At 73.1% G+C, this 20853-nt stretch carries 15 protein-coding genes; 8 read left to right on the top strand and 7 right to left on the bottom strand.

All coding sequences use genetic code 11. The features are described 5' to 3' along the window. Positions 1-3: 3 nt before the first annotated feature. Positions 4-741 carry a response regulator transcription factor gene (locus ABZW30_RS14975; protein ID WP_181970677.1) on the bottom strand — a complete coding sequence of 246 codons (738 nt, stop codon included), beginning with the start codon at positions 739-741 and terminating at the stop codon, positions 4-6. 561 nt (positions 742-1302) lie between these two features. Between ABZW30_RS14975 and ABZW30_RS14970 the strand changes: the two genes are divergently transcribed. From ABZW30_RS14970 to ABZW30_RS14955, 4 genes are all read left to right on the top strand, one after another. Further along, entirely contained in the window at positions 1303-2094 is a 792-nt protein-coding gene (locus tag ABZW30_RS14970; protein WP_355671506.1) for a rhomboid-like protein, read from the top strand. Positions 2095-2287: 193 nt separating this feature from the next. Next, complete coding sequence (gene lon / locus ABZW30_RS14965) at positions 2288-4690, top strand: endopeptidase La (RefSeq protein WP_355671505.1); 2403 nt, start codon at positions 2288-2290, stop codon at positions 4688-4690. A gap of 56 nt (positions 4691-4746) precedes the next feature. Beyond that, positions 4747-5286: a GtrA family protein gene (locus ABZW30_RS14960; RefSeq protein WP_355671504.1), complete on the top strand. Its 540-nt coding sequence runs from the start codon at positions 4747-4749 to the stop codon at positions 5284-5286. Between the two features lie 86 nt (positions 5287-5372). Continuing rightward, positions 5373-6596 (top strand): ROK family transcriptional regulator, encoded by a 1224-nt coding sequence (locus tag ABZW30_RS14955; protein ID WP_355671503.1) that lies wholly within the window; start codon positions 5373-5375, stop codon positions 6594-6596. Positions 6597-6676: 80 nt separating this feature from the next. Here ABZW30_RS14955 and ABZW30_RS14950 read toward each other — a convergent pair whose 3' ends face one another. After that, positions 6677-7723: an ABC transporter permease gene (locus ABZW30_RS14950; protein WP_355671502.1), complete on the bottom strand. Its 1047-nt coding sequence runs from the start codon at positions 7721-7723 to the stop codon at positions 6677-6679. Between the two features lie 115 nt (positions 7724-7838). Here ABZW30_RS14950 and ABZW30_RS14945 point away from each other — a divergent pair, with 115 nt between their 5' ends. Together ABZW30_RS14945 and ABZW30_RS14940 are read left to right on the top strand one after the other, a co-directional pair. Next, positions 7839-8285 carry a MarR family transcriptional regulator gene (locus ABZW30_RS14945; protein WP_355671534.1) on the top strand — a complete coding sequence of 149 codons (447 nt, stop codon included), beginning with the start codon at positions 7839-7841 and terminating at the stop codon, positions 8283-8285. A gap of 129 nt (positions 8286-8414) precedes the next feature. Next, entirely contained in the window at positions 8415-9962 is a 1548-nt protein-coding gene (locus ABZW30_RS14940; protein ID WP_355671501.1) for an MDR family MFS transporter, read from the top strand. Positions 9963-10034: 72 nt separating this feature from the next. Here the strand turns inward: ABZW30_RS14940 and ABZW30_RS14935 are convergent, their stop codons facing one another. Both ABZW30_RS14935 and ABZW30_RS14930 read right to left on the bottom strand, forming a co-directional pair. Then, complete coding sequence (locus tag ABZW30_RS14935; protein WP_355671500.1) at positions 10035-10286, bottom strand: hypothetical protein; 252 nt, start codon at positions 10284-10286, stop codon at positions 10035-10037. Positions 10287-10303: 17 nt separating this feature from the next. Continuing rightward, the gene (locus ABZW30_RS14930; protein WP_355671499.1) at positions 10304-11488 is read right to left on the bottom strand and encodes an inorganic phosphate transporter; all 1185 of its coding nucleotides are present in this window, start codon (positions 11486-11488) and stop codon (positions 10304-10306) included. A 341-nt stretch (positions 11489-11829) separates the two neighbouring features. On the opposite strand from ABZW30_RS14930, the gene ABZW30_RS14925 reads away from it, so the two are divergent. Then, positions 11830-13407, top strand: coding sequence for an NlpC/P60 family protein (locus ABZW30_RS14925; protein ID WP_355671498.1), 1578 nt, complete (start codon positions 11830-11832; stop codon positions 13405-13407). Positions 13408-13465: 58 nt separating this feature from the next. Here ABZW30_RS14925 and ABZW30_RS14920 read toward each other — a convergent pair whose 3' ends face one another. Next, positions 13466-15751 (bottom strand): FdhF/YdeP family oxidoreductase, encoded by a 2286-nt coding sequence (locus ABZW30_RS14920; RefSeq protein ID WP_355671497.1) that lies wholly within the window; start codon positions 15749-15751, stop codon positions 13466-13468. A gap of 134 nt (positions 15752-15885) precedes the next feature. Between ABZW30_RS14920 and ABZW30_RS14915 the strand changes: the two genes are divergently transcribed. Further along, positions 15886-17772 (top strand): serine/threonine-protein kinase, encoded by a 1887-nt coding sequence (locus tag ABZW30_RS14915; protein ID WP_355671496.1) that lies wholly within the window; start codon positions 15886-15888, stop codon positions 17770-17772. 20 nt (positions 17773-17792) lie between these two features. Here ABZW30_RS14915 and ABZW30_RS14910 read toward each other — a convergent pair whose 3' ends face one another. Then, a complete protein-coding gene (locus ABZW30_RS14910) occupies positions 17793-19718 on the bottom strand; it encodes an FAD/NAD(P)-binding protein (RefSeq protein ID WP_355671495.1) in 1926 nt (641 codons plus the stop codon). Further along, on the bottom strand, positions 19715-20674 hold the full coding sequence (locus ABZW30_RS14905) for an amino acid ABC transporter permease (RefSeq protein WP_355671494.1): 960 nt from the start codon (positions 20672-20674) through the stop codon (positions 19715-19717). The genes ABZW30_RS14910 and ABZW30_RS14905 overlap by 4 nt, the downstream gene beginning before the upstream one ends. Between the last annotated feature and the right edge of the window lie 179 nt (positions 20675-20853).

Raw genomic sequence — 20853 nt, 5'->3', positions numbered from 1 at the left:
CCGTCAGGAGAGCGGGGCCTCCAGTGCGTAACCGACGCCGTGGACGGTGCGGATCCAGCTGGCGCCGATCTTGCGCCGCAGTGCCTTGACGTGGCTGTCGACGGTGCGGGTGCCGGACGCATCGGTCCAGTCCCAGACCTCGGCCAGCAGCTGCTCGCGGGTGAGCACCGCGCGCGGCTGGGCGGCCAGGCAGGCGAGCAGGTCGAACTCGGTCGGCGTCAGGTGGACGTCGCCCGAGGCCAGCCGGACCCGGCGCTGCACGTGGTCGATCTCCAGCTCGCCGAAGCGCAGGCTGCCGAGCGCGGGCGTTCGGGCGGCCTGCTGGGCGCGCTCGACGCGGCGCAGCAGCACGTTGACCCGGGCGGCCAGTTCGCGCATCGAGAACGGCTTGGTCATGTAGTCGTCGGCGCCCACGCCGAGGCCGACCAGCAGGTCCGTCTCGTCGTCGCGCGCGGTCAGCATCAGCACCGGCACCGGGCGCTGTGCCTGGATCCGGCGGCACACCTCCAGGCCGTCGAAGCCGGGCAACATGATGTCCAGGACCACCAGGTCCGGCTGCCAGGTGTGGAAGCCGTCCACCGCGCCGGGCCCGTCGTGGGCCACGGCGACCTTGAAGCCCTCCGCGCCCAGTCGGGCCGCGATCGACTCGGCGATCGTGGGCTCGTCCTCCACCACCAGCACTCTGCGCTGGCTGCTCACCGTGCCACCGGCGTTGTGGTTGTCCTGCTGAATTTCTGTCACGGTCACGCCACCGCCCCCAGGGCTGCGGGCCGGCCACCTGTGGGGATGGCGGGGCTCCGCTCGTAGTCTTGTTCCGTCGTGGACTGTGCCGGGTCCGCCGTCCCGTCGCGCGCCCAGGAGAGTGGAGGACGGGTGGTCTCCCGTCCACGTCTCCCGCGCACATCGCAGCGTACGGACAGCGGATGCTTTCCGGCAGGTGGACCGGATGTTTCCGGCCCGTGGGCCGGCTGTCGGGCGGCCCTCGGACCCACTGCACGAGTGGGCACGGGCCGATACCTTACCCGGCGAATTTTCACTGCGTAACGGTACGTATGCAGTCGACTTGACGCCAAGTCGCCGGTCAGAGGCCCTACTGACGCGTTAATAGCAAGAAGGTCTGGACCAATGTCGGGAATCCGGCCCCTCTTCGCGGAGAGGGTCTTCACGGGCTTTTCTCAGGTGCCTCTCAGAACCTCGACGTACCGTGGGCACGACAACGCCCCGCTGGGCGGAATCGGGGCCGTGCGCCGGTACGTTGGCGGCGACAGGGACCGGTTGCTGCGGGCGTGGAGCGGAGGCGGCATGGCTGGACTGCGGTGGGACGCCCATCGGGGCGCTCCCGCGGGGGTGCCGTACGGAATGCTCCGCCACGGGCTGCGCACCGGCGTCTTCGAGTGGCTGCTGGAACGGGTTCCGACACCCCGGCGCAACCCTTTCACGCTCGGATATCTCGCCGTGGTGGGAGCCACCACGACCTTCGCCTCGGTCGCCGATCCGGAACTCGTCCAGCGACTGCAGGAGGCCTCCAGTTCGGACGGCCACAACCTGCTCCAGCATCCTTTGCGTGCTCTTGTGCTGAGTGGATTCTGGGTCGCCGGGAACGTGTGGGTGCCGTACCTCTGGGGCTTCGCCTTCACCCTCGCGCCACTGGAGCGCAGGGTCGGCCCGGCCCGGGCGGCTGCGGTGTTCGCGATCGGGCACGTCGCCGCGACGCTGCTCTCCCAGGGGGTGGTGATCGCCGCGGTGGAGACCGGGCGGATGGCGCCCGAGGCGATGGACTACCTGGACATCGGGGTCAGCTACGGCGTGCTCACCTGTCTGGGTGCGATGGCCGGGCTGCTCCCGCGACGTGGCCGGCTACTGGCGCTGGGTGGCGCCGGGCTGATGATCGTCCAGCAGATCGCCGCCGAGAAGGACGTGGTCACCGCCGTGGGGCACCCGGCCGCGGTGCTCACCGGGGTGGCGCTGTGGCGCTGGCTGCGCGGGGCCGAGCGGCGCCCGCCCCGCCCGCGCCCGCGGTCGGCGACGGCCCCGGCGGCCGGGTCGGCCCCCGCCGCGGTGCGCGGCGGCGCGCGGCCGTCCGCCGTGCGCTAGTCGCGGACTTCGCGCATGGAGGCGGGGCTGGTCCCCACTTTCGGGGTGTCCTTCCCCCGCCTTTTTGACGGCGCGGCCCGCAGGTCCTTTCCCCCTCCTCGCCGTTCGCTCACGGCGAACAAGATGCCGGGAACATCCGGTGCCCGTGAAGCCTTAGTCAGGTCGACTCAAGTTCACTGACTGGGGAGAGATCATGGCATCGACGTCCACTCCGCTCACCCTGCCCGTGCTGCCGCTCGACGACGAGGTCGTCCTCCCGGGCATGGTCGTCCCGCTGGACCTGAAGGACACCGAGGTGCGCGCCGCCGTCGAGGCCGCCCGCGCCGCGGCCACCGGCTCCGGAAAGCCACAGGTCCTGCTGGTCCCGCGGGTGGACGGCTCGTACGCGGGGGTCGGCACGCTGGCCACCGTGGAGCAGGTCGGCCGCCTCGCGGACGGCGACCCGGCCGCGCTGGTGCGCGCCGTGCGCAGGGTCCGGATCGGGGTCGGCACCACCGGCCCCGGCGCCGCCCTCTGGGTGGAGACCGCGCCGTTCCGGGAGTCCTCGGTCGGTATGCCGGTGGCCGGGCGGGCCGCCGAGCTGGTCAAGGAGTACAAGGCACTGTCCACCCAGTGGCTGCGCAAGCGCGGCGCCTGGCAGATCGTCGACCGGGTGGCCCAGATCGAGGGCGTCGGCGAGCTCGCCGACAACATCGGCTACGCGCCCTTCGCCACCGCGGAGCAGAAGCTCAAGGTGCTGCTGGAGGCCGACCAGGTCGCCCGCCTGGAATACGCGCTGACCCTGCTGCGCGACCACCTCGCCGAGGAGGAGGTCAACGACACCATCCGCAAGGACGTCGAGGAGGGCGTGGCCAAGCAGCAGAAGGAGTTCCTGCTCCGCCGCCAGCTGGAGGCCGTCCGCAAGGAGCTGGCCGAGCTGAACGGCGACCCGGCCGACGAGGAGGGCGACTACCGTGCCCGGGTCGAGGCCGCCGACCTGCCCGAGAAGGTGCGCGAGGCCGCCCTCAAGGAGGTCTCCAAGCTGGAGCGGGCCAGTCAGGACGGGGCCCAGTCGCCGGAGGGTTCCTGGATCCGCACCTGGCTGGACACCGTCCTGGAGCTGCCCTGGAACGAGCGCACCGAGGACGAGTACGACATCGCCGGCGCCCGCGCCGTGCTGGACGCCGACCACGCGGGTCTCGGCGACGTGAAGGAGCGGATCGTCGAGTACCTGGCCGTCCGCAAGCGCCGGGCCGACCAGGGGCTCGGCCTCGTCGGCGGCCGCCGCGGCGGCGCGGTGCTGGCCCTGGTCGGCCCGCCCGGCGTCGGCAAGACCTCGCTCGGCGAGAGCGTGGCCCGCGCGATGGGCCGTAAGTTCGTCCGGGTCGCGCTCGGCGGCGTCCGCGACGAGGCCGAGATCCGCGGCCACCGGCGCACCTACGTCGGCGCACTGCCCGGCCGGCTGGTGCGGGCGATCAAGGAGGCCGGCTCGATGAACCCGGTCGTCCTGCTCGACGAGATCGACAAGGTCGGCTCCGACTACCGGGGCGACCCGGCCGCCGCCCTGCTGGAGGTGCTGGACCCGGCGCAGAACCATACCTTCCGGGACCACTACCTGGAGGTCGAGCTCGACCTCTCCGACGTCGTCTTCCTCGCCACCGCCAACGTGCTGGAAGCCATCCCCGAGCCGCTGCTCGACCGCATGGAGCTGGTCAGGCTCGACGGCTACACCGAGGACGAGAAGGTCGTCATCGCCCGCGACCACCTGCTCCCGCGCCAGCTGGAGAAGGCCGGCCTCGGCGGCGAGCAGGTCAGCGTGGACGAGGAGGCGTTGCGCAGGCTCGCGGGGGAGTACACGCGGGAGGCGGGCGTGCGCAACCTGGAGCGCTCGATCGCCCGGGTGCTGCGCAAGATCGCCGCACAGGCCGAGCTGGGCGAGCGCGAACTGCCCGCCGCGGTCGGCGCGGACGACCTGCGCGCCCTGATCGGCCGCCCGCACCACGTGCCGGAGTCCGCCCAGGAACCCGCCGAGCGGCGCACCGCCGTCCCCGGCGTGGCCACCGGTCTGGCGGTCACCGGCGCCGGCGGCGACGTCCTCTACATCGAGGCCTCGCTCGCGGACGCCGAGACCGGCGGCACCGGACTGACCCTGACCGGGCAGCTGGGCGACGTGATGAAGGAGTCCGCGCACATCGCGCTCTCCTTCCTGCGCTCGCGCGGCGCCGAGCTGGAGCTGCCGGTCACCTCGCTGCGCGACCGCGGCGTGCACCTGCACGTCCCGGCCGGGGCCGTCCCCAAGGACGGGCCGAGCGCCGGCATCACCATGACCACGGCGCTGGCCTCGCTGCTCTCCGGCCGCAAGGTGCGCACCGACGTGGCGATGACGGGCGAGGTGTCGCTGACCGGGAGGGTGCTGCCGATCGGCGGGGTGAAGCAGAAGCTGCTCGCCGCCGACCGGGCCGGGGTCACCACGGTGATCATCCCCAAGCGCAACGAGGCCGACCTGGACGACGTCCCGGCCGAGGTGCTGGAGCGGCTCACCGTCCACCCGGTGGCGGACGTGCGCGAGGTGCTGAAGCTGGCCCTGGAGCCGGCCGAGGTGCTGGTCGCGGCATAGGGCCTGTCCGGACAGCTCCAAGGGCCGACGGCATCTCCGCGTGCCACACTGCGGAGATGCCGTCCCCCACGCAGCGCGCCCTGGCCCGGGTGCCGGCCCGGTTGCGCCCGCTCCTGCTACGGCACCGCCGACTGGTGAAGTTCCTGCTGGTCGGCGGAAGCTGCTTCGTCCTCACCCTGGTGATCGACTTCGAGCTGAAGATCACCGTCTTGGAGCACAAGCCGGTGGTCGCGCTGACGGTGGCGACGGTGATCGGCACCGTCGTCTCCTATGTGCTCAACCGCCGCTGGGCCTTCCGCACCGCCGGGCGCGGGCGGGAGGCCCTGCTGTTCTTCCTGGTCAGCGCGGTGGCGATCGCCGTCAACGACCTACCACTGGCGCTCTCCCGCTACGCCCTGGACCTGCGCGAGCCGTACGTCGACCCGCTCACCCAGGAGACCGCGGACTTCCTCAGCGGGATGGTCGTCGGGACCTTCGTCGCGATGCTGTTCCGCTTCTGGGCTATACAGCGCTGGGTCTTCACCGGGCCCGCGGAGGGGCCCTTCGACGGCAATCCCGGTTACGCTGCACCCGGGATGCCACGGGACGTGCCGTAAGACCGTGCCGTGAGCGAGCGGAGCGAGCTCACCATTGAAGGGTGCGCGTTTCGCGAAGAGACCGCCGAGCGTAGCGAGGTGGGCGCATGAGTGTCATGCGCGGGGAGCCGGACGGCGTCCAGACCGGGCCCGCCAGCCAGCAGGGGATGCGCCGGGCCAACCTGGCCCTGGTGCTGGGGGTGATCGCGCGCGGCCCGCGCTCGCGCGCCGAGGTGGCCGCCGAGACCGGGCTGACCAGGGCCGCGGTCTCCTCGCTCGCCGAGCAGCTGATCTCCGCCGGCCTGGTCGTCGAGGAGGGCCCCGCCGCGCCCAGCGGCAAGGTCGGCCGCCCCGGCACCGCGCTCGGGCTCAACCCGCTCGGGCCCGGCGGCCTCGGCGCCGAGATCGGTGTCCGGCACCTGGGCGCCTGCGTGGTCGACCTGCGCGGGGAGGTCCGCGCCTGGCGGCGTCAGGACATCGTCAACCGCGGTCGGCAGCCCGCCGCCGTGATGGCCGACCTGGGCCGGCTTCTGCGCTCCGCCGTTGCCGAGTCGGGCCTGCGCCCGGCCGGACTGACCCTGGCGGTGCCCGGACTGGTCGGCGGCAGCGGGGTGCTCCAGCGGGCCGCCAACCTCGGCTGGCAGGACGTTCCGCTGGCCCCCGAACTGCGCGCGGCGCTGCGTGCGGTCGGGGACGGCCTGGCCGAGCTGCCGGTCCAGGCGGACAACGAGGCCAACCTCGGCGGGCTGGCCGAACGGTGGCTGGACGAGCGTCCGGAGGACTTCCTCTACGTCTCCGCCGAGGCCGGGGTCGGTGCGGCGATCGTGGTCGGCGGCCGGCTGCTGCGCGGCGCGCGCGGCTACGCGGGCGAGTTCGGCCACGTTCCCGTCCACCCGGAGGGGCCGCGCTGCGCCTGCGGGGCGCGCGGTTGCCTGGAGCAGTACGCGGGCGAGGCGGCGGTGCTGCGGGCGGCCGGGCTGACCAGCGCGCGCGGTGACTGGGTGACCCTGCTGGCCGAACGGGCCGGGGGCGGGGGCGAGCCGGCCCGGGCGGCGCTGGCCGGGGCCGGTTCGGCGCTCGGCATCGCGGCCGCCGGGGCGGTCAACCTGCTGGACCCGGCCGAGGTGGTGCTGGGCGGCGGCTACGCCCGGCTGGCGCCCTGGCTGCTGCCGGCGATGCGGCGCGAGCTGGCCGCCCGGGTGACGGTGCGGCCCTGGGCGGAGGACCGGCTGACGGTCTCCAAGCTCGGCCGGCGCGGGCCGCTGCTGGGCGCGGCGGTCGGCGTGGTGCGTGCCATCGTCGCCGACCCGGGACCGCTCGCGGGCGGCTGAGAGCCTCGTACCCGGGATACGACCGAGCCCCCGGCCAGGGCGGCCGGGGGCTCAGTCGGATGCCGTGAGACTCAGGAGGCTCAGGCCTCGGCGGTCTCGGCGACGATCTCGCGGCCACCGGAGCGCGGGCCGCGCAGCACGGCCAGGAAGGCGACGCCGACGCCGACCAGCGCCCAGATCACCAGGACCAGGATCGGCATGCCCAGGTTGGTGGACTCGAAGTAGGCGATGGACTTGGTGGCGCGCGTGCCGGCGCCGTTCGGGATCAGCGAGCCGATCGCCCGCCAGAACGGCGGCATCATCGGGGCCGGGTAGACACCGCCGGCGCTCGGGTTGCCCAGCACCACGAAGACCAGCACCGCGATGCCGATGCCGAGGACGTCGAACAGGCATTGCAGCGCCATGGTGAACGCGCCGACCGTGAACACCACCAAGGCGCCGATGGCGGTCAGGGCCAAGGTCGAGCCGGGCAGCGCGTCCAGCACCGGCCCGGCGATGATCGTGCCGCCGAGGCCGGCGCCGACCGAGTACAGCGCCAGGACGCCGAGGCGGATCAGCAGGCGGTGGACGTTGGCCGGCTTGGAGCCGGCGCTGATGCCGAGGATCGAGGCGACCAGGTAGCCGCCGACGCACCAGCCGATGACCAGGTAGAAGGCGGACAGGCCGTTGGTGTCGCCCTTGGCCAGCGGTACGACGTCCTCGACCTTGACCGTGCGGGCCTGGGCCTTGTCCAGCGTGGTGGTGATGGTCTCGGCGGCCTTGGCGGCGGAGGTGCCGCGGGCGTTGCCGACCAGCAGGGTGTCCTCGGTGCCGGTCAGGTTCACGACCAGCGCGGCGTAGATCTTCTGGTCCTTGATCTGCTGGGTCGCCGTCTCGGCGTCCGGCGCGGTGACGGGCTTGACGGCCTCGTCCGGCACCGACTCCAGGGCCGCCACCAGCTTCGGCGTGATCTGCGGCGGGGCGACCACCGCGATCGACAGCTTGTGCGGGGTCGGGTGGTGCAGCGCCCCGATGTACGAGGTGATGAAGCCGAGTTGCAGCAGCAGCACGCCGATCACGAGCAGTGCCGCACGCGGTGTGACCGCGCCCTTCAGTTCCGCGACGAAACCCTGCCCCGGGGCGGCCATCCACATCTCCTTGCGTATCGGGGAAAATCGGATACTTAATACCATGAAATAGTTGGCTTGTCTCAACTTCCGGGCCGGTATCCGGCCACCGCGGCTGGGCGATACTGGCGCCGTGATGGACGAGGAAGCCCTGGTGGCGGTGGAGCGCGAGGTCGGGCTGATGTTCCGGCGGGGCCGCGCCAGAGTGGCGGAACTCTCACGTCGGGTGCACCCCGAACTGGAGGGCATGGCGTACAGCATGCTCGCCTACATCGAGCAGGCCGGGCGGGTGCGGGTGACGGACGTCGGTGTGCACTTCGCGGTCGGCAAGGCCACGGTGAGCCGGCAGATCCGCGCGCTGGAGGAACTCGGCCTGGTCGCCCGGGAGGCGGACCCGCTGGACCGTCGGGCCGCCCTGGTCTCGCTGACCGAGGACGGGCGCGAGCGCTACCGGGCCGCCTATGGCGTACGGATGCGGCGGATGCGCGAGGTGATGGGCGGGTGGTCGCGGGAGGACGTGGTCCGCTTCGCGGACCTGCTGCACCGCTTCAACGACGTGCTGGGGGAGTCGCCCGCGGAGTGATCGGGCCTCGCTCGGGGACTTTGCTTCGGCTTGAAGAAAGTTGCCTTAGGCAACCATTCGGCCTATGGTTGCTTAAGGCAACGAATTTCCCTGCCCGCGTGTCCCCACCCCTCCCACCGAAGGACCCCGATGACCGTCACAGCCGAGGCGGCAGCCGGAGCCGTCGTCGACGACCAGCCGATGGCCCACCGGCAGGTGATGGAGGCGCTGTCCGGCCTGCTGCTCGGCCTGTTCGTGGCCGTGCTCTCGTCGACCGTCGTCTCCAACGCCCTGCCGCACATCCTCACCGACCTGCACGGCGGCCAGTCCGCCTACACCTGGGTGATCACCGCCGCGCTCCTCACCCTGACCGCCTCCACCCCGATCTGGGGCAAGCTCTCCGACCTCGCCAGCAAGAAGCTGCTGCTGCAGATCGCCCTGCTGATCTACATCGCCACCTCCGCGCTGGCCGGCCTCTCGCAGAACACCGGTGAGCTGATCGCCTGCCGCGCCCTGCAGGGCGTCGGCGCCGGCGGTGTGGTCGCGCTCGGCCAGATCTGCCTGGCCGCGATGGTCCCGCCGCGCGAGCGCGGCCGCTACAGCGGTTACTTCGGCGCGGTCTTCGCGCTGGCCACCATCGGCGGCCCGCTGATCGGCGGCGTCATCGTGGACACCTCCTGGCTGGGCTGGCGCTGGTGCTTCTACGTCGGCATCCCGTTCGCGCTGGCCGCGATCCTGGTGGTGCAGCGCACCCTCAAGCTGCCGGTGGTCAAGCGCCCGGCGAAGATCGACTACCTGGGCGCACTGGTCATCACCGGCGCCGTCAGCCTGCTGATGATCTGGATCACGCTGGCCGGCAAGAACTACGCCTGGCTGTCCTGGCAGACCGCGGCCATGGTCGGCGGAGGCCTGCTGCTGGGCGCCCTGGCGATCGTGGTCGAGCGCCGAGCCGCCGAGCCGATCATCCCGCCGGACCTCTTCAAGTACCGCACCGTCACCCTGGCCGCGATCGCCAGCGTGCTGGTCGGCGTCGGGATGTACGGCGCGACCACCTTCCTCAGCCAGTACTTCCAGCTGGCCCGGGCCAAGTCCCCGACCACGGCCGGTCTGATGACCCTGCCGATGATCATCGGTCTGGCGCTCTCCTCCGCCGTGGCCGGCCGACTGATCACCAAGTACGGCAAGTGGAAGGCCTACCTGGTCTCCGGCACCGCGCTGCTCGCGATCGGTTTCGGCCTGCTCGGCACCGCCCGGGTCGACACCGACTACGGGCTGCTCTCCGTCTACATGGCGATCACCGGCATCGGCCTCGGCCTGACCAGCCAGAACCTGGTGCTCGCAGTGCAGAACACGGTGCCCCGGCACGAGCTCGGCGCGGCCAGCTCCGTCGTCACCTTCTTCCGCACCATGGGCGGCGCGATGGGCGTCTCCGCGCTCGGCGCGCTGATGACCAACAAGGTCGGCGACTACCTGGCGGAGAACCTGGCCGCGGCGCACATCCCGGCCGGGCACGCGGCGGCCGGCGGCGGCATCCCGGACCTGCACAAGCTGCCGGCCCCGATCCTCCCGCTGGTGACGGACGCCTTCGGCCACGGCGTCGGCACCGTCTTCCTGTGGGCCGCCCCGTTCGCGGCGCTGTCCTTCGTCACCGTGCTGTTCATCCGGGAGACCGCGCTGAAGACCACCCAGGAGAACTGACCGGCGGGCCGGGATGCGCGAAACGGGCCGGGGAGTGTCGAAACACTCCCCGGCCCGTTCGGCGTTCGGGTCCTACGGTGCGGCGATCAGCACCAGGCCGTACACCACGGCCGCGGCGCAGAGCGCGAAGCAGGCGTACGCGCCGGCCAGCAGGGCGGGCTTGGCGCCGCCGGAGGCCTGGCCGCCCTCGCCCGCGCGGGCGCTCAGCGCGGCCTCGCGACGGGACAGCGCCAGGATGCCGAGGGCGAAGACGGCGACCACGGCGACGGTGACGCCGAAGCTGACGCCGGCGGTCTGGGCCAGGGCGTTCCACTTGATGTGCATGGTGAGTGCTCCGACGCTCAGGCCGCGACCGTGGTCGAGGCGGGGGTGGGGGCGGCGTTCGCCGGGGTACCGGTGGCGACCTCGACGGGGGTGACCTCGACGACGTCGTTGACGTTGTCCGCGCTGACCGGCTGGCGGCGGGACATCATCCACATCGCGCCCGAACCGGCCACCAGCGCGGCGCCGACCAGGGCGATGCCCCAGGTGCCCTGCCGGGCCACCAGGGCCGCGCAGCCGGAGACCAGCGCGGCGGCCGGCAGGGTCAGGCCCCAGGTGTAGACCATGCGGCGGACCATGCTCCAGCGCAGCTCGCCCTTCGGGCCGCCGAGGCCGGCGCCCATGATGCCGCCGGAGCAGACCTGGGTGGTGGAGAGGCCGAAGCCCATGTGCGAGGAGGTCAGGATGACGGTCGCGGCGGCCGACTCGGAGGCGAAGCCCTGCGGCGGGCGGATGTCCGCCAGGCCCTTGCCCATCGAGCGGATGATCCGCCAGCCGCCCATGTAGGTGCCGAGCGCGATCGCGGCGCCGGCCGAGACGATCACCCAGGTGGGGGGCAGCGCGCCGTGCGGCAGGGCGCCGACCGAGACCAGGGTCAGGGTGATGATGCCCATCGTCTTCTGGGCGTCGTTGGTGCCGTGCGCGAGCGAGATCAGCGAGGAGGAGAAGACCTGGCCGGTCTTGAAGCCCTTCTCGGTGGCCGCGGTGTCGCCCTTGCGGGTGATCGCGTACGCCAGCTTGGTGGCGCCCCAGGAGGCGAGGCCGGCGACGAAGGGGGAGGCGACCGCCGGGATGATGATCTTGGTGATCACGGTGTCGAAGTTGACGCCGTGCATGCCGACGCCGACGATCGTGGCGCCGATCAGACCGCCGTACAGGGCGTGCGAGGAGCTGGACGGCAGACCCCGCAGCCAGGTCAGCAGATTCCAGAGGATCGCTCCGGCCAGTGCGGCGAAGATGATCTCGGGGTGGACGCCGGCCTTCTCGTTGACGATGCCACCGGAGATGGTGGTGGCGACCTTCACGGACAGGAACGCGCCCGCGAAGTTGAGCAGGGCCGCGATGGTGACCGCGACCTTCGGACGAAGGGCCCCGGTCGCGATCGCGGTGGCGGCCGCGTTGGCGGTGTCGTGGAACCCGTTGGTGAAGTCGAAGGCGAGCGCCGTGATGATCACAACGGCCACCAGGAACGAGATGTGTTCCATACCCAAACAATCGTCGTAGTTGTCGCACGGACGTTGATGACGTCGCGACCGTAGGTCTGTTGGGTAAACGGAAGGTGAACTGAGCCGGGAATCGTGGTTCCGCTGGTGGCTCAGCGGTGGCCGGAAGCTTTCGGAGGGGTGACCTGGACCGCGCTGAACTGGACATTAGCGAAGAACGCCCTGGTTCGCCCGCGTTTGCTGAGAGCTGTCTCACAGATCAATCGAGAATTAACCTCCAGGCCCGCGTGCGCTCTGTTTCCGACGAGTAACCCGTGGGAGGATCTGCGGGATCCGGCAGGGTCACGGGCAGTGCAGGAACAGGCGGGCGGGGAGGACCACCCATGGGCGGGGCTGGACAGCGCACGGAGACGGCAGGCGTACGTCCCTGGGTACGAGCGGCACTTCGGTGCGGAGCCGTCCTCGCGGCCGCCGCACTCGCCCTGCCGGCGGCCACCCAGGCCGCCTACGCCGCACCCGACCCGGGGGCGGGCGCCGCGGCGGCGCCCGGGACGGACCCGCTGGCGGCGGCCAAGGCCACCCTCGGGCCGCTGCTCGACCGGCTGCACGCGCTCTACCAGAGCGCCGAGGCCGCGACCGAGCAGTACAACGGGGCGGTGGCGAAGGTCGCCGAGCAACAGGCCTCGCTCACCGACCTCCAGGGGAAGCTGGACCGGCAGCAGAAGCAGGTCGACACCGGCACGGACATCGCCGCCCAGCTCGCCGCCGCCCAGTACCGCAACGGCTCCGCCTCCGCCTACGCCGAACTGCTGCTCTCCAAGGACCCGTACGAGGCGGTCACCATCGCCGAGCTGCTGGCCGCGGCCAGCCGGTCGCAGTCCGAGTTCCTGGACCGGCTGAAGGCCGACCGGGACGCGCTCGACGGGCTGAAGAAGCAGACCGAGGAGGCGCTGAAGACCTCCCAGGCGCTGGTCGCCCAGCAGGACGCCGCCAAGGCCAAGGTAGCCACCGACCTCGCCTCGGTCGAGCAGCTGGTCTCCTCGCTGACCGGCGCACAGCGCTCCGAGCTGGAGCAGGTGGAGAAGGCCAAGGCCGACGAGGCCCAGCTCGCCTTCCTCGCCTCCGGTGCCCTCGGCAAGGGCGAGCGCACCCCCTCGCTGACCGGGCGCGGGGCGGTGGCCTTCGCGCTGACGCAGGTGGGGAAGCCGTACCTGTGGGGCGGCATCGGCCCGGACTCCTACGACTGCTCCGGCCTCACCTCGCAGGCCTGGCTGCACGCCGGCAAGCCGATCCCGCGCACCAGCCAGGAGCAGTGGGCGCAGCTGCAGCACGTCCCGCTGAACCAGTTGCGGCCGGGCGACCTGGTGGTCTACTTCCAGGACGCCTCGCACGTCGCGATGTACATCGGCGGCGGGCTGATCGTCCAGGCCCCGCGGCCGGGAGCGTTCATCAAGGTCTCGCCGATCGGCTCGATGCCGATCCTCGGGGCCGTCCGGCCCGACCCGGACGGTGCGGCGGACGACGCCGGCGGCGCCTGGAAGGTGCCCGACCTGCCGAAGGGCTGGGACTCCGTCACCCCGATCGCGCCCAGCCCGGCCAACCAGGTCACGCCCACCCCCGCTCCGGGCAGCCCGGCGACCCAGCAGCCGACCGCCCCGGGCACGCCGACCGGCACGCCGTCCGGCACCGGCACGCCGTCGGACCCGGGGACGCCCACCGGCACCGGCACCCCGAGCAACCCGGGCACGCCGTCCGGCACCGGCACGCCGACCCAGACGCCGACGGGCACGCCGACCCAGACCCCGACCGGCGGTCCGACCCAGACGCCGACGCAGACCCCGACCGGCAGCCCGACCCAGGCCCCGACGGGCACGGGCTCCCCGAGCACCACGGGCTCGGCCGGTGCCTCGGCCCCGGGCAGCGCGACGGCGACCCTGCCGCTGGGCGGCCTGCCGCACTGACGCGGTACGACGGAGGCCGCCCCACGTCCGGTGACGTGGGGCGGCCTCCGTGTTCCCGCTACTCGGCCTCGCCGGAGTCGGGCTCGAAGCGTATGACGACGGCCTTGGAGGTGGGGGTGTTGCTGATGTCGGCGGTGGAGTCGAGGGGCACCAGGACGTTGGCCTCGGGGTAGTAGGCGGCCGCCCCGGCGCGGGCCACGGGGTAGTGGACGACGCGGAAGTGGGGGGCGCGGCGCTCGGTGCCGTCGGTCCACTCGCTGACCAGGTCGACGTACTGGCCCTCGACCAGGCCGAGGTCGGCGGCGTCTGCGGGGTTCACCAGAACCACCCGGCGGCCGCCCTTGATACCGCGGTAGCGGTCGTCGAGCCCGTAGACGGTGGTGTTGTACTGGTCGTGGGAGCGCAGGGTCTGCAGCAGCAGGCGGCCCGCCGGAATCTCGGGGGCGAACAGCGGGTTGACCGTGAAGTTGGCCTTGCCCGTCGCGGTGGGGAAGGTGCGGGAGTCGCGCGGGCCGTGCGGGAGGGTGAAGCCGCCGGGGCGGCGGACCTTCTCGTTGTAGTCGTCGAAGCCCGGCACGACCCGGGCGATCCGGGCCCGCAGGGTGTCGTAGTCGGAGGCGAAGTCCTCCCACGGCACGGTGTCCTGCGGCCCGAGGGCGGTCCGGGCGAGGCGGCAGACGATCGCGGTCTCGGAGAGCAGGCCGGGCGCGGGCGGACGCAGGCCGCCGCGCGAGGCGTGGACCTGGCCCATCGAGTCCTCGACGCTGACGAACTGGGCGCCGTGCGCGGTGACGTCCCGGTCGGTGCGGCCGAGGGTCGGCAGGATCAGGGCGCGGGCGCCGGTGACCACGTGCGAGCGGTTGAGCTTGGTGGAGACGTGGACGGTCAGCCGGCAGCGCCGCATCGCGGCCTCGGTGACCTCGGTGTCCGGGGTGGCCGCGACGAAGTTGCCGCCCATCGCGAAGAACACCTTGACCTTGCCGTCGCGCATCGCGCGGATGGTGTCCACCGCGTCGAGGCCGTGCTCGCGCGGCGGCTCGAAGTCGAACTCCTTGCCCAGCGCGTCGAGGAAGGCCGTCGTCGGCCGCTCGAAGATGCCCATCGTCCGGTCGCCCTGGACGTTGCTGTGCCCGCGCACCGGGCAGACCCCGGCGCCGGGGCGGCCGACATTGCCGCGCAGCAGCAGGAAGTTGACCACCTCGCGGATGGTCGGTACGGAGTGCTTGTGCTGGGTGAGGCCCATCGCCCAACAGACGATGACCTTCTCGGAGGCCAGCACCAGCCGGCCGAGCTCCTCGATCTGCGCCCAGGGCAGGCCGGTCGCGGCGAGCACGTCCTCCCGGTCCGTCTCCCGGGCCTGCGCCTCGAACTCCTCGTAGCCGTGGCAGTGCTCGGTGACGAAGGCGCGGTCGACGCCGTCCTGCTCCAGGACGATCCGGTTGAGCGCACGGAACAGCGCGAGGTCCCCACCGGGGCGGATCTGCAGGAAGAGGTCGGTCAGCTTGGTGCCGTGGCCGACCAGGCCGCGGGCGTGCTGCGGGTTCTTGAACCGCTCCAGGCCCGCCTCCGGCAGCGGGTTCACGCTGACGATCGTGGCGCCGGCCCGCTTGGCGCGCTCCAGGGCGGAGAGCATCCGGGGGTGGTTGGTGCCCGGGTTCTGGCCGGCCACGATGATCAGGTCGGCCTGGTAGAGGTCCTTGAGGCTGACGCTGCCCTTGCCGACGCCGAGCGTCTCGGTGAGCGCCGAACCGGACGACTCGTGGCACATGTTGGAGCAGTCCGGCAGGTTGTTGGTGCCCAGCCGGCGGGCGAACAGCTGGTACGCGAAGGCGGCCTCGTTGCTGGTCCGGCCGGAGGTGTAGAAGGCGGCGCCGTCCGGAGTGTCCAGGGCGCGCAGCTCCTCGGCGATCAGCGCGAAGGCGTCGTCCCAGGAGACCGGTGTGTAGTGGGTGGCGCCCTCGTCGAGCAGCATCGGCTGGGTGAGCCGGCCCTGCTGGCCGAGCCAGTAGCCGGAACGCCCGGCGAGTTCGGCGACCGGGTGGGCGGCGAAGAACTCGGCCCGGATCCGGCGCTCGGTGGCCTCCTCGGCGACGGCCTTCGCGCCGTTCTCGCAGAACTCGGCGGTGTGGGTCTTGTCCGGCTCGGGCCAGGCGCAGCCGGGGCAGTCGAAGCCGTTCGGCTGGTTGACCTTGAGCAGGGTGGCGAGGGTGCGACGGGCACCCATCTGCTCGGCGGCCATCCGCAGGCTGTGGCCGACGGCGGGCAGGCCGGCGGCCGCGTGCTGGGGCGCGGACACCTCGGGGGCGTCCTGCGCAGGGTCGCTCTGCGGGGCCTGCTTGGCCATGACTGCGCTCCTCGGGTTCTGCTGGTCGAACCGCCGCACCGTCGCGGGGGCTCGGGCCATCCTTCCACCTGGGCCGGAACAACGGGAGGGCCGTCGGTAGAGTCTGGGCGTCATGACGGGAGGGGGAGGGGCGCGTGCGAGTCGGTGACGTCCTCGACGGTCGGTACGAGCTGGGGGAGAAGCTGGGGCAGGGCGGCTTCGGGGTGGTGTGGCGGGCCCAGGACACCCGGATGCGGCGGCCGGTGGCGGTCAAGGTCATCGGGCACCACGGCGGCGACCACGGGAAGGCGGCGCTGCGGTTCGTCCGGGAGGCCTGCGCGGCCGGGAACCTGTCGCACCCGCACATCGTCACGGTGCACGACCTCGGCCAGTGCGAACTCGGCGGCCAGGAGGTCACCTTCCTGGTGATGGAGCTGCTCACCGGCCGCACCCTGACCGAGGTGCTGCGGGCGGGGGTACCCGAGCCGGCGCTCAGCCTGCGCTGGGGGCAGCAGATCAGCGGCGCCCTGGCGGCGGCGCACGACGCGGGCATGGTGCACCGGGACATCAAGCCGGACAACGTCATGATCACCGATGCCGGGCACCTGAAGGTGCTGGACTTCGGGATCGCCCAGTTGGACAGCGGCGCGGGCGGGTTGACCACCACCGGGACGATCGTCGGCAGCCCGGCGTACATGGCGCCGGAGCGCTGGACCGGCGGCCGGGTGGACGGCCGGGCCGACCTCTACGCGCTGGGCTGCGTGCTGGTCGAACTCTTCACCGGGGCGCGGCCGTTCAGCGGGGACTCGACGCCGGTGCTCATGTACCAGCACCTCAACGAGGCGCCGGCTCCGCTGGACCCGGCGCAGTTCGGGCTGCCGCCGCAGGTGGCGGGGCTGGTCGCGGAGCTGCTGGCGAAGGACCCGGCTGACCGGCCGGCCGACGCCCGGACGGTCGAGCGGCGGTTGGCGGAGCTGGCGGGGTGGCAGGGCGGCGGGGCGGGGACCGCGGCGTCGGCGCCGACGGTGGTGGACCGGTCGGCTCCGGCTCCGACTCCCGTCCCTACTCCGGCCCCGGCCCCGGCCCCGGCCGCGGTGCCGGTGGGACCGGTGGTGCCGCCCGCGCCCCTGCCCGTACCCCCTGCCCCGCCCTCGCCGCCCGCCGCCCCGCCGGTGGTGCCCGCGCCGGCGGTGCTGTCCCCGCTCACCACCCCGCCGGTGGTCGCCGCCCCGCCGTCCGCGGAGGCCGTACGGGCCGGGCTGCGCGAACGACGCTCGGTCGCGTACCGGGCGGCGACGGCGGGCGAGTCCGCGATCCAGCTGCAGGCGATCGCCCAGGAGTGCGTCACCGTGCTCGGCGCGACCGACCGGGACACGCTGGCCGCCTGGCGGGACTTCACCTGGTACCTCAGCCGGGCCGGGGACCTGGACGGCGCGATCCGGCTGCTGTCCACCGTCGTGGGCGACATGCGCTCGGCGCTCGGCCCGGCCGACCCGGACACCCTGGGCGCCCGCTACCACCTGGCGTGGTGCATCGGCGAGAGCGGCTCGGCCGTCACCGCGATCCGGCTGCTGCACGAGCTGCTGCCGGACCTGACCGCGGCCTGGGGCCCCCAGGACAGCCGGGTCCTGAAGGCCCGGCACGACCTCGCCGTCCACCTGGCCAACCGGGGCGACCTGCAGAGCGCGGTGGTGCAGCTGCACTCGCTGCTGCCCGACCTCGCCCGGACGCTGGGCGAGCACCACCCGAGCACCGTCCAGGCCTGGCAGGACCTGGCCGGCTACCAACAGCGGCTCGCCCAGGCCGGCCGCAAGGGGCTCGGCGGTTCGAACCGCCGCAAGGCGCCGAGGATGAGCCGGATGGAGGCGCTGGTGCTGGTCCGGCGGCTGCGGGTATGGGACTTCGCCACCGACCAGGAGGCCCGGGCCGCCATCGACGCGCTGGACCGGGGGATCGGCCTCAAGGGCCTCGCCGACCTGGTCTTCGAGGCCCCGGACCACGTCTCGGAGGAGGACCTGGTGGAGGAGATCTTCGGGCCGTAGGCGCCCTGAACACCCGGCGCTCACGCCGCCAGTGCCGCCGCCGGGAGCGCGGCCAGCGCCCGCAGCAGCGCCCGGGCGGCGGCGTCGTTCTGCCGGAAGCCCGGGGCGTCGGTGCGCGGGCGGGCGAAGGCGGTGGCCGAGCGCAGGCTGGTGTGCGGGCCGAGTGCGGTGCGGCGCGGGTGCGGGGCGCCGCCGAGGGCCGGGTCGAGCAGCCGGCTGTCGGTGGGCGCGACGGTGACCAGGCCGGAGCGGTGGGTGTACTCCTCGTCGCTGACCACCTCCTCCGCCACCTGTCCGGTGCGGTGCAGTCGGTGCAGTACCGGGTCGAGGGTGCGGGCCAGCGCGTGCTTGGGCAGGTACCCCTCGACCAGCGCGGTGGCGGTGACGGTGTGGCCGGGCACGGTGGCGCCGGAGGCCCGCCAGGTGCCGGTGGCCTCGTTCCGCTCGACCCGCACGCCCGCGCCGAGGAAGCGCACCACCCCGGCTTCGGAGAGGGCGAGCAACTGGCGCAGCCGGAAGCCGGGCGGACCGGAGGCGAGGAAGCTGAAGTAGCCGAAGAACCACTCGTCCACCTCCTCGGCGACCGAGCGGGCGGTGAGCCGGCCGCCGGCGAGCACCCGGGGGAGCTGGCCGAACAGCGAGAGCAGGGCGAGGAAGGCGCCGAGGTCGGCGCTGTGCGCGGGGTCGCGGCGCCGGTCGGCGTCGGCGGTGACGTGGTCGCGCAGGTGGGTCTGGAGCTCCTCGGCGGAGTCGAGTTCGAGCCCGGCCAGCGGGTGGTCGAGCCGTTCGAAGTCGATCCGGTCGGCGGGGTCGGGGACGGCCTCGGCGACGAGGGCGGCGAGTTCGGGGGAGTACCAGCGGTGCCGGTCGTACCGGGCCAGGAACTCCGGCCAGGGCAGCGCGGTGCGTTCGGGGTGGGCGTGGAACAGCTCGTGGTAGTGCCCGAAGCCGACCTCCTTGGCCATCAACGGCCAGACGTCGCGGCGCAGTTCGAGCGGGCCGTCGCCGGCGAGCAGGGCGTCCACGGCGGCCGCGTCGAAGTACCGGGGGAGCGGGGCGGGCGGGCCCTGGAGCCGGTACTCGGTCTTGGCGTGGTACGGGACGCCGCGCCGGGAGCCGAGGTGGAGCACCGGTTCGCGACCGGACGGGCGGTAGCGCAGCCCGGGCCCGTCGCCGACGGGTTCGAAGCGGCCGCCGCGGCCCTCGGTGAGCAGCGCGACCAGGTCGACCGAGGCGAGGCCGAGGCCGCGCACCACCACCTGCTCGCCGGGGGCGATCCCGGTCAACTCGGCCTGGACGTCGGCGGAGTAGGCGGGCGGCAGGTGGAAGCGGTGGTGCCGGGCGGCGAACTCGGCGTCGGCGCAGTGGCGCGGGTGCGGGGCGGAGTCGAGGTGGCCGAGGGTGAGGGCGACGTGGTCGGCGGTGAGCGTCCGGTCGGCGAGGCGGACGGTCTGCGGGCCGTCGGCCGGGCCGTCGACCCGGTGGACGGTGTCCCGGTGGACGGTGACGGTGATGTGCGGCGGCAGGTCGGCGACGGCGCGGCGGAACACCCAGTCCAGGTAGGCGCTCTGGGCGCGCCGGGTGGGGAAGTCGGTGGGCGCGAGGGTGTGCAGTTCGGCCCGTACGGACGGGTCGGCGACCTCCCGGTAGGGCGCGAACTCCGGCTGCCGGCGGGCCCATTCGGCCAGTGAGGGGCCGGGGCGGACCGGGCCGTCGAGGGTGGAGCGCTCGTCGGTGAACATGGTGACGTCCTCGGCCATCGAGTTCATCCGCAGCAGCGGGGACTGGTCGTGGCGCCAGATCCGGCCCGCGCCGGGCGGGTACGGGTCGACCAGGTGGATGTCCAACGGCCGGTCGGCGGGCAGGAGTTCGGCGGCGTTGGCGGCGATCCGCTCCAGCAGCCCGGTGCCGCGCGGGCCGGCGCCGACGATGACGAGTCTCGTCATGCCCGCACCACCTTGACGAAGGCCGCACGGGCCCGCTGGAGCGGGGTGGGCGGCGGACCGTCCCGGGTGGCGCCCTTGGCGAAGTGCCGCTCGACGTAGTACTGGCCGATGGACAGCAGGGTGGTGACCACCAGGTACCAGATGGTGGCGACCATCAGCATCGGGATGACCCGGTAGGACTGCAGGTAGACCAGCTGCACCGAGTAGAGCAGGTCGGAGACGGCCAGCACGCTGACGATGCTGGTGCCCTTGAGCGCGCCGATCAGCATGTTCCCGGCGGTCGGCACGATCGAGCGCATCGCCTGCGGCACCACGATCCGGCGCAGCACCCGCCAGCGGCCCAGCCCGAGGGCGGCGGCCGCCTCCAGCTGGCCGCGGTCGACGGAGAGGATGCCGCCGCGGATCACCTCGGCGGCGTACGCGGTCTCCAGCAGGGTGAGGCCGATGACGGCGGTCAGGGTGGGGCCGATCAGGTTGACGGTCTTCACGGTGACGAACTCGGGGCCGAACGGGATGCCGAGGCCGAGGGTCGGGTAGAGCGCGCCGATGTTGAAGAAGAACAGCAGCTGCACCAGCGGCGGGGTGGAGCGGAAGATCCAGATGTAGCCCCAACCGAGGGAGCGCAGCACCGGGTTGGCGGACAGCCTCATGGTGGCGAGGACGGTGCCGAAGAGGAAGCCGAGGGCGAGGGTGACGGCGGTCAGCCAGAGGGTCAGGGTGAGGCCGTCCAGCACGGACGGCGCGGTGAACCAGTCGGCGACCACGCTCCACTGGAAGGCCCGGTTGCGGATCACCGAGTCGACCGCCATCGCGGCCAGCAGCAGCGCGATCGCGGCGGCGACCCACTGGCCGGGCTTGCGGCGGGCGACGATCCGGGCCTCGGGGTCGGGGGTCGGCGGCGCGGCGGGGCTCTCGGTACGGGCGGGGGCGGGCAGGACGTCCTGCGGGGTGGCCATGGCGGCTCCTGGGCGGAGAGTGCGGGCGGGGAGAGGTACGGCGGTGGTCACGTACGCGGGTCTCTGGCGCCGGCCCGCGTCCCTCAACACGGCCGGCGCATCGCACTGCACTCCGCTTCGATCGTACGCATGCGCGATCGACGGCTGTCAAGGGCGGCCGGGGTGTGGTCGGGGCCGGT

Origin of the sequence: Kitasatospora sp. NPDC004669 (assembly GCF_040609455.1) — a bacterium.
Lineage (GTDB): Bacteria > Actinomycetota > Actinomycetes > Streptomycetales > Streptomycetaceae > Kitasatospora.
This window is presented reverse-complemented; position numbering and strand designations above follow the sequence as displayed.

Bases quoted from the DNA above. Each gene is read 5' to 3' on its own strand.
- ABZW30_RS14970 (WP_355671506.1), top strand. From the start codon at position 1,303: ATGGCTGGACTGCGGTGGGACGCCCATCGGGGCGCTCCCGCGGGGGTG.
- lon (WP_355671505.1), top strand. From the start codon at position 2,288: ATGGCATCGACGTCCACTCCGCTCACCCTGCCCGTGCTGCCGCTCGAC.
- ABZW30_RS14960 (WP_355671504.1), top strand. From the start codon at position 4,747: ATGCCGTCCCCCACGCAGCGCGCCCTGGCCCGGGTGCCGGCCCGGTTG.
- ABZW30_RS14955 (WP_355671503.1), top strand. From the start codon at position 5,373: ATGAGTGTCATGCGCGGGGAGCCGGACGGCGTCCAGACCGGGCCCGCC.
- ABZW30_RS14950 (WP_355671502.1), bottom strand. From the start codon at position 7,723: ATGGCCGCCCCGGGGCAGGGTTTCGTCGCGGAACTGAAGGGCGCGGTC.
- ABZW30_RS14945 (WP_355671534.1), top strand. From the start codon at position 7,839: ATGGACGAGGAAGCCCTGGTGGCGGTGGAGCGCGAGGTCGGGCTGATG.
- ABZW30_RS14940 (WP_355671501.1), top strand. From the start codon at position 8,415: ATGACCGTCACAGCCGAGGCGGCAGCCGGAGCCGTCGTCGACGACCAG.
- ABZW30_RS14935 (WP_355671500.1), bottom strand. From the start codon at position 10,286: ATGCACATCAAGTGGAACGCCCTGGCCCAGACCGCCGGCGTCAGCTTC.
- ABZW30_RS14930 (WP_355671499.1), bottom strand. From the start codon at position 11,488: ATGGAACACATCTCGTTCCTGGTGGCCGTTGTGATCATCACGGCGCTC.
- ABZW30_RS14925 (WP_355671498.1), top strand. From the start codon at position 11,830: ATGGGCGGGGCTGGACAGCGCACGGAGACGGCAGGCGTACGTCCCTGG.
- ABZW30_RS14920 (WP_355671497.1), bottom strand. From the start codon at position 15,751: ATGGCCAAGCAGGCCCCGCAGAGCGACCCTGCGCAGGACGCCCCCGAG.
- ABZW30_RS14910 (WP_355671495.1), bottom strand. From the start codon at position 19,718: ATGACGAGACTCGTCATCGTCGGCGCCGGCCCGCGCGGCACCGGGCTG.
- ABZW30_RS14905 (WP_355671494.1), bottom strand. From the start codon at position 20,674: ATGGCCACCCCGCAGGACGTCCTGCCCGCCCCCGCCCGTACCGAGAGC.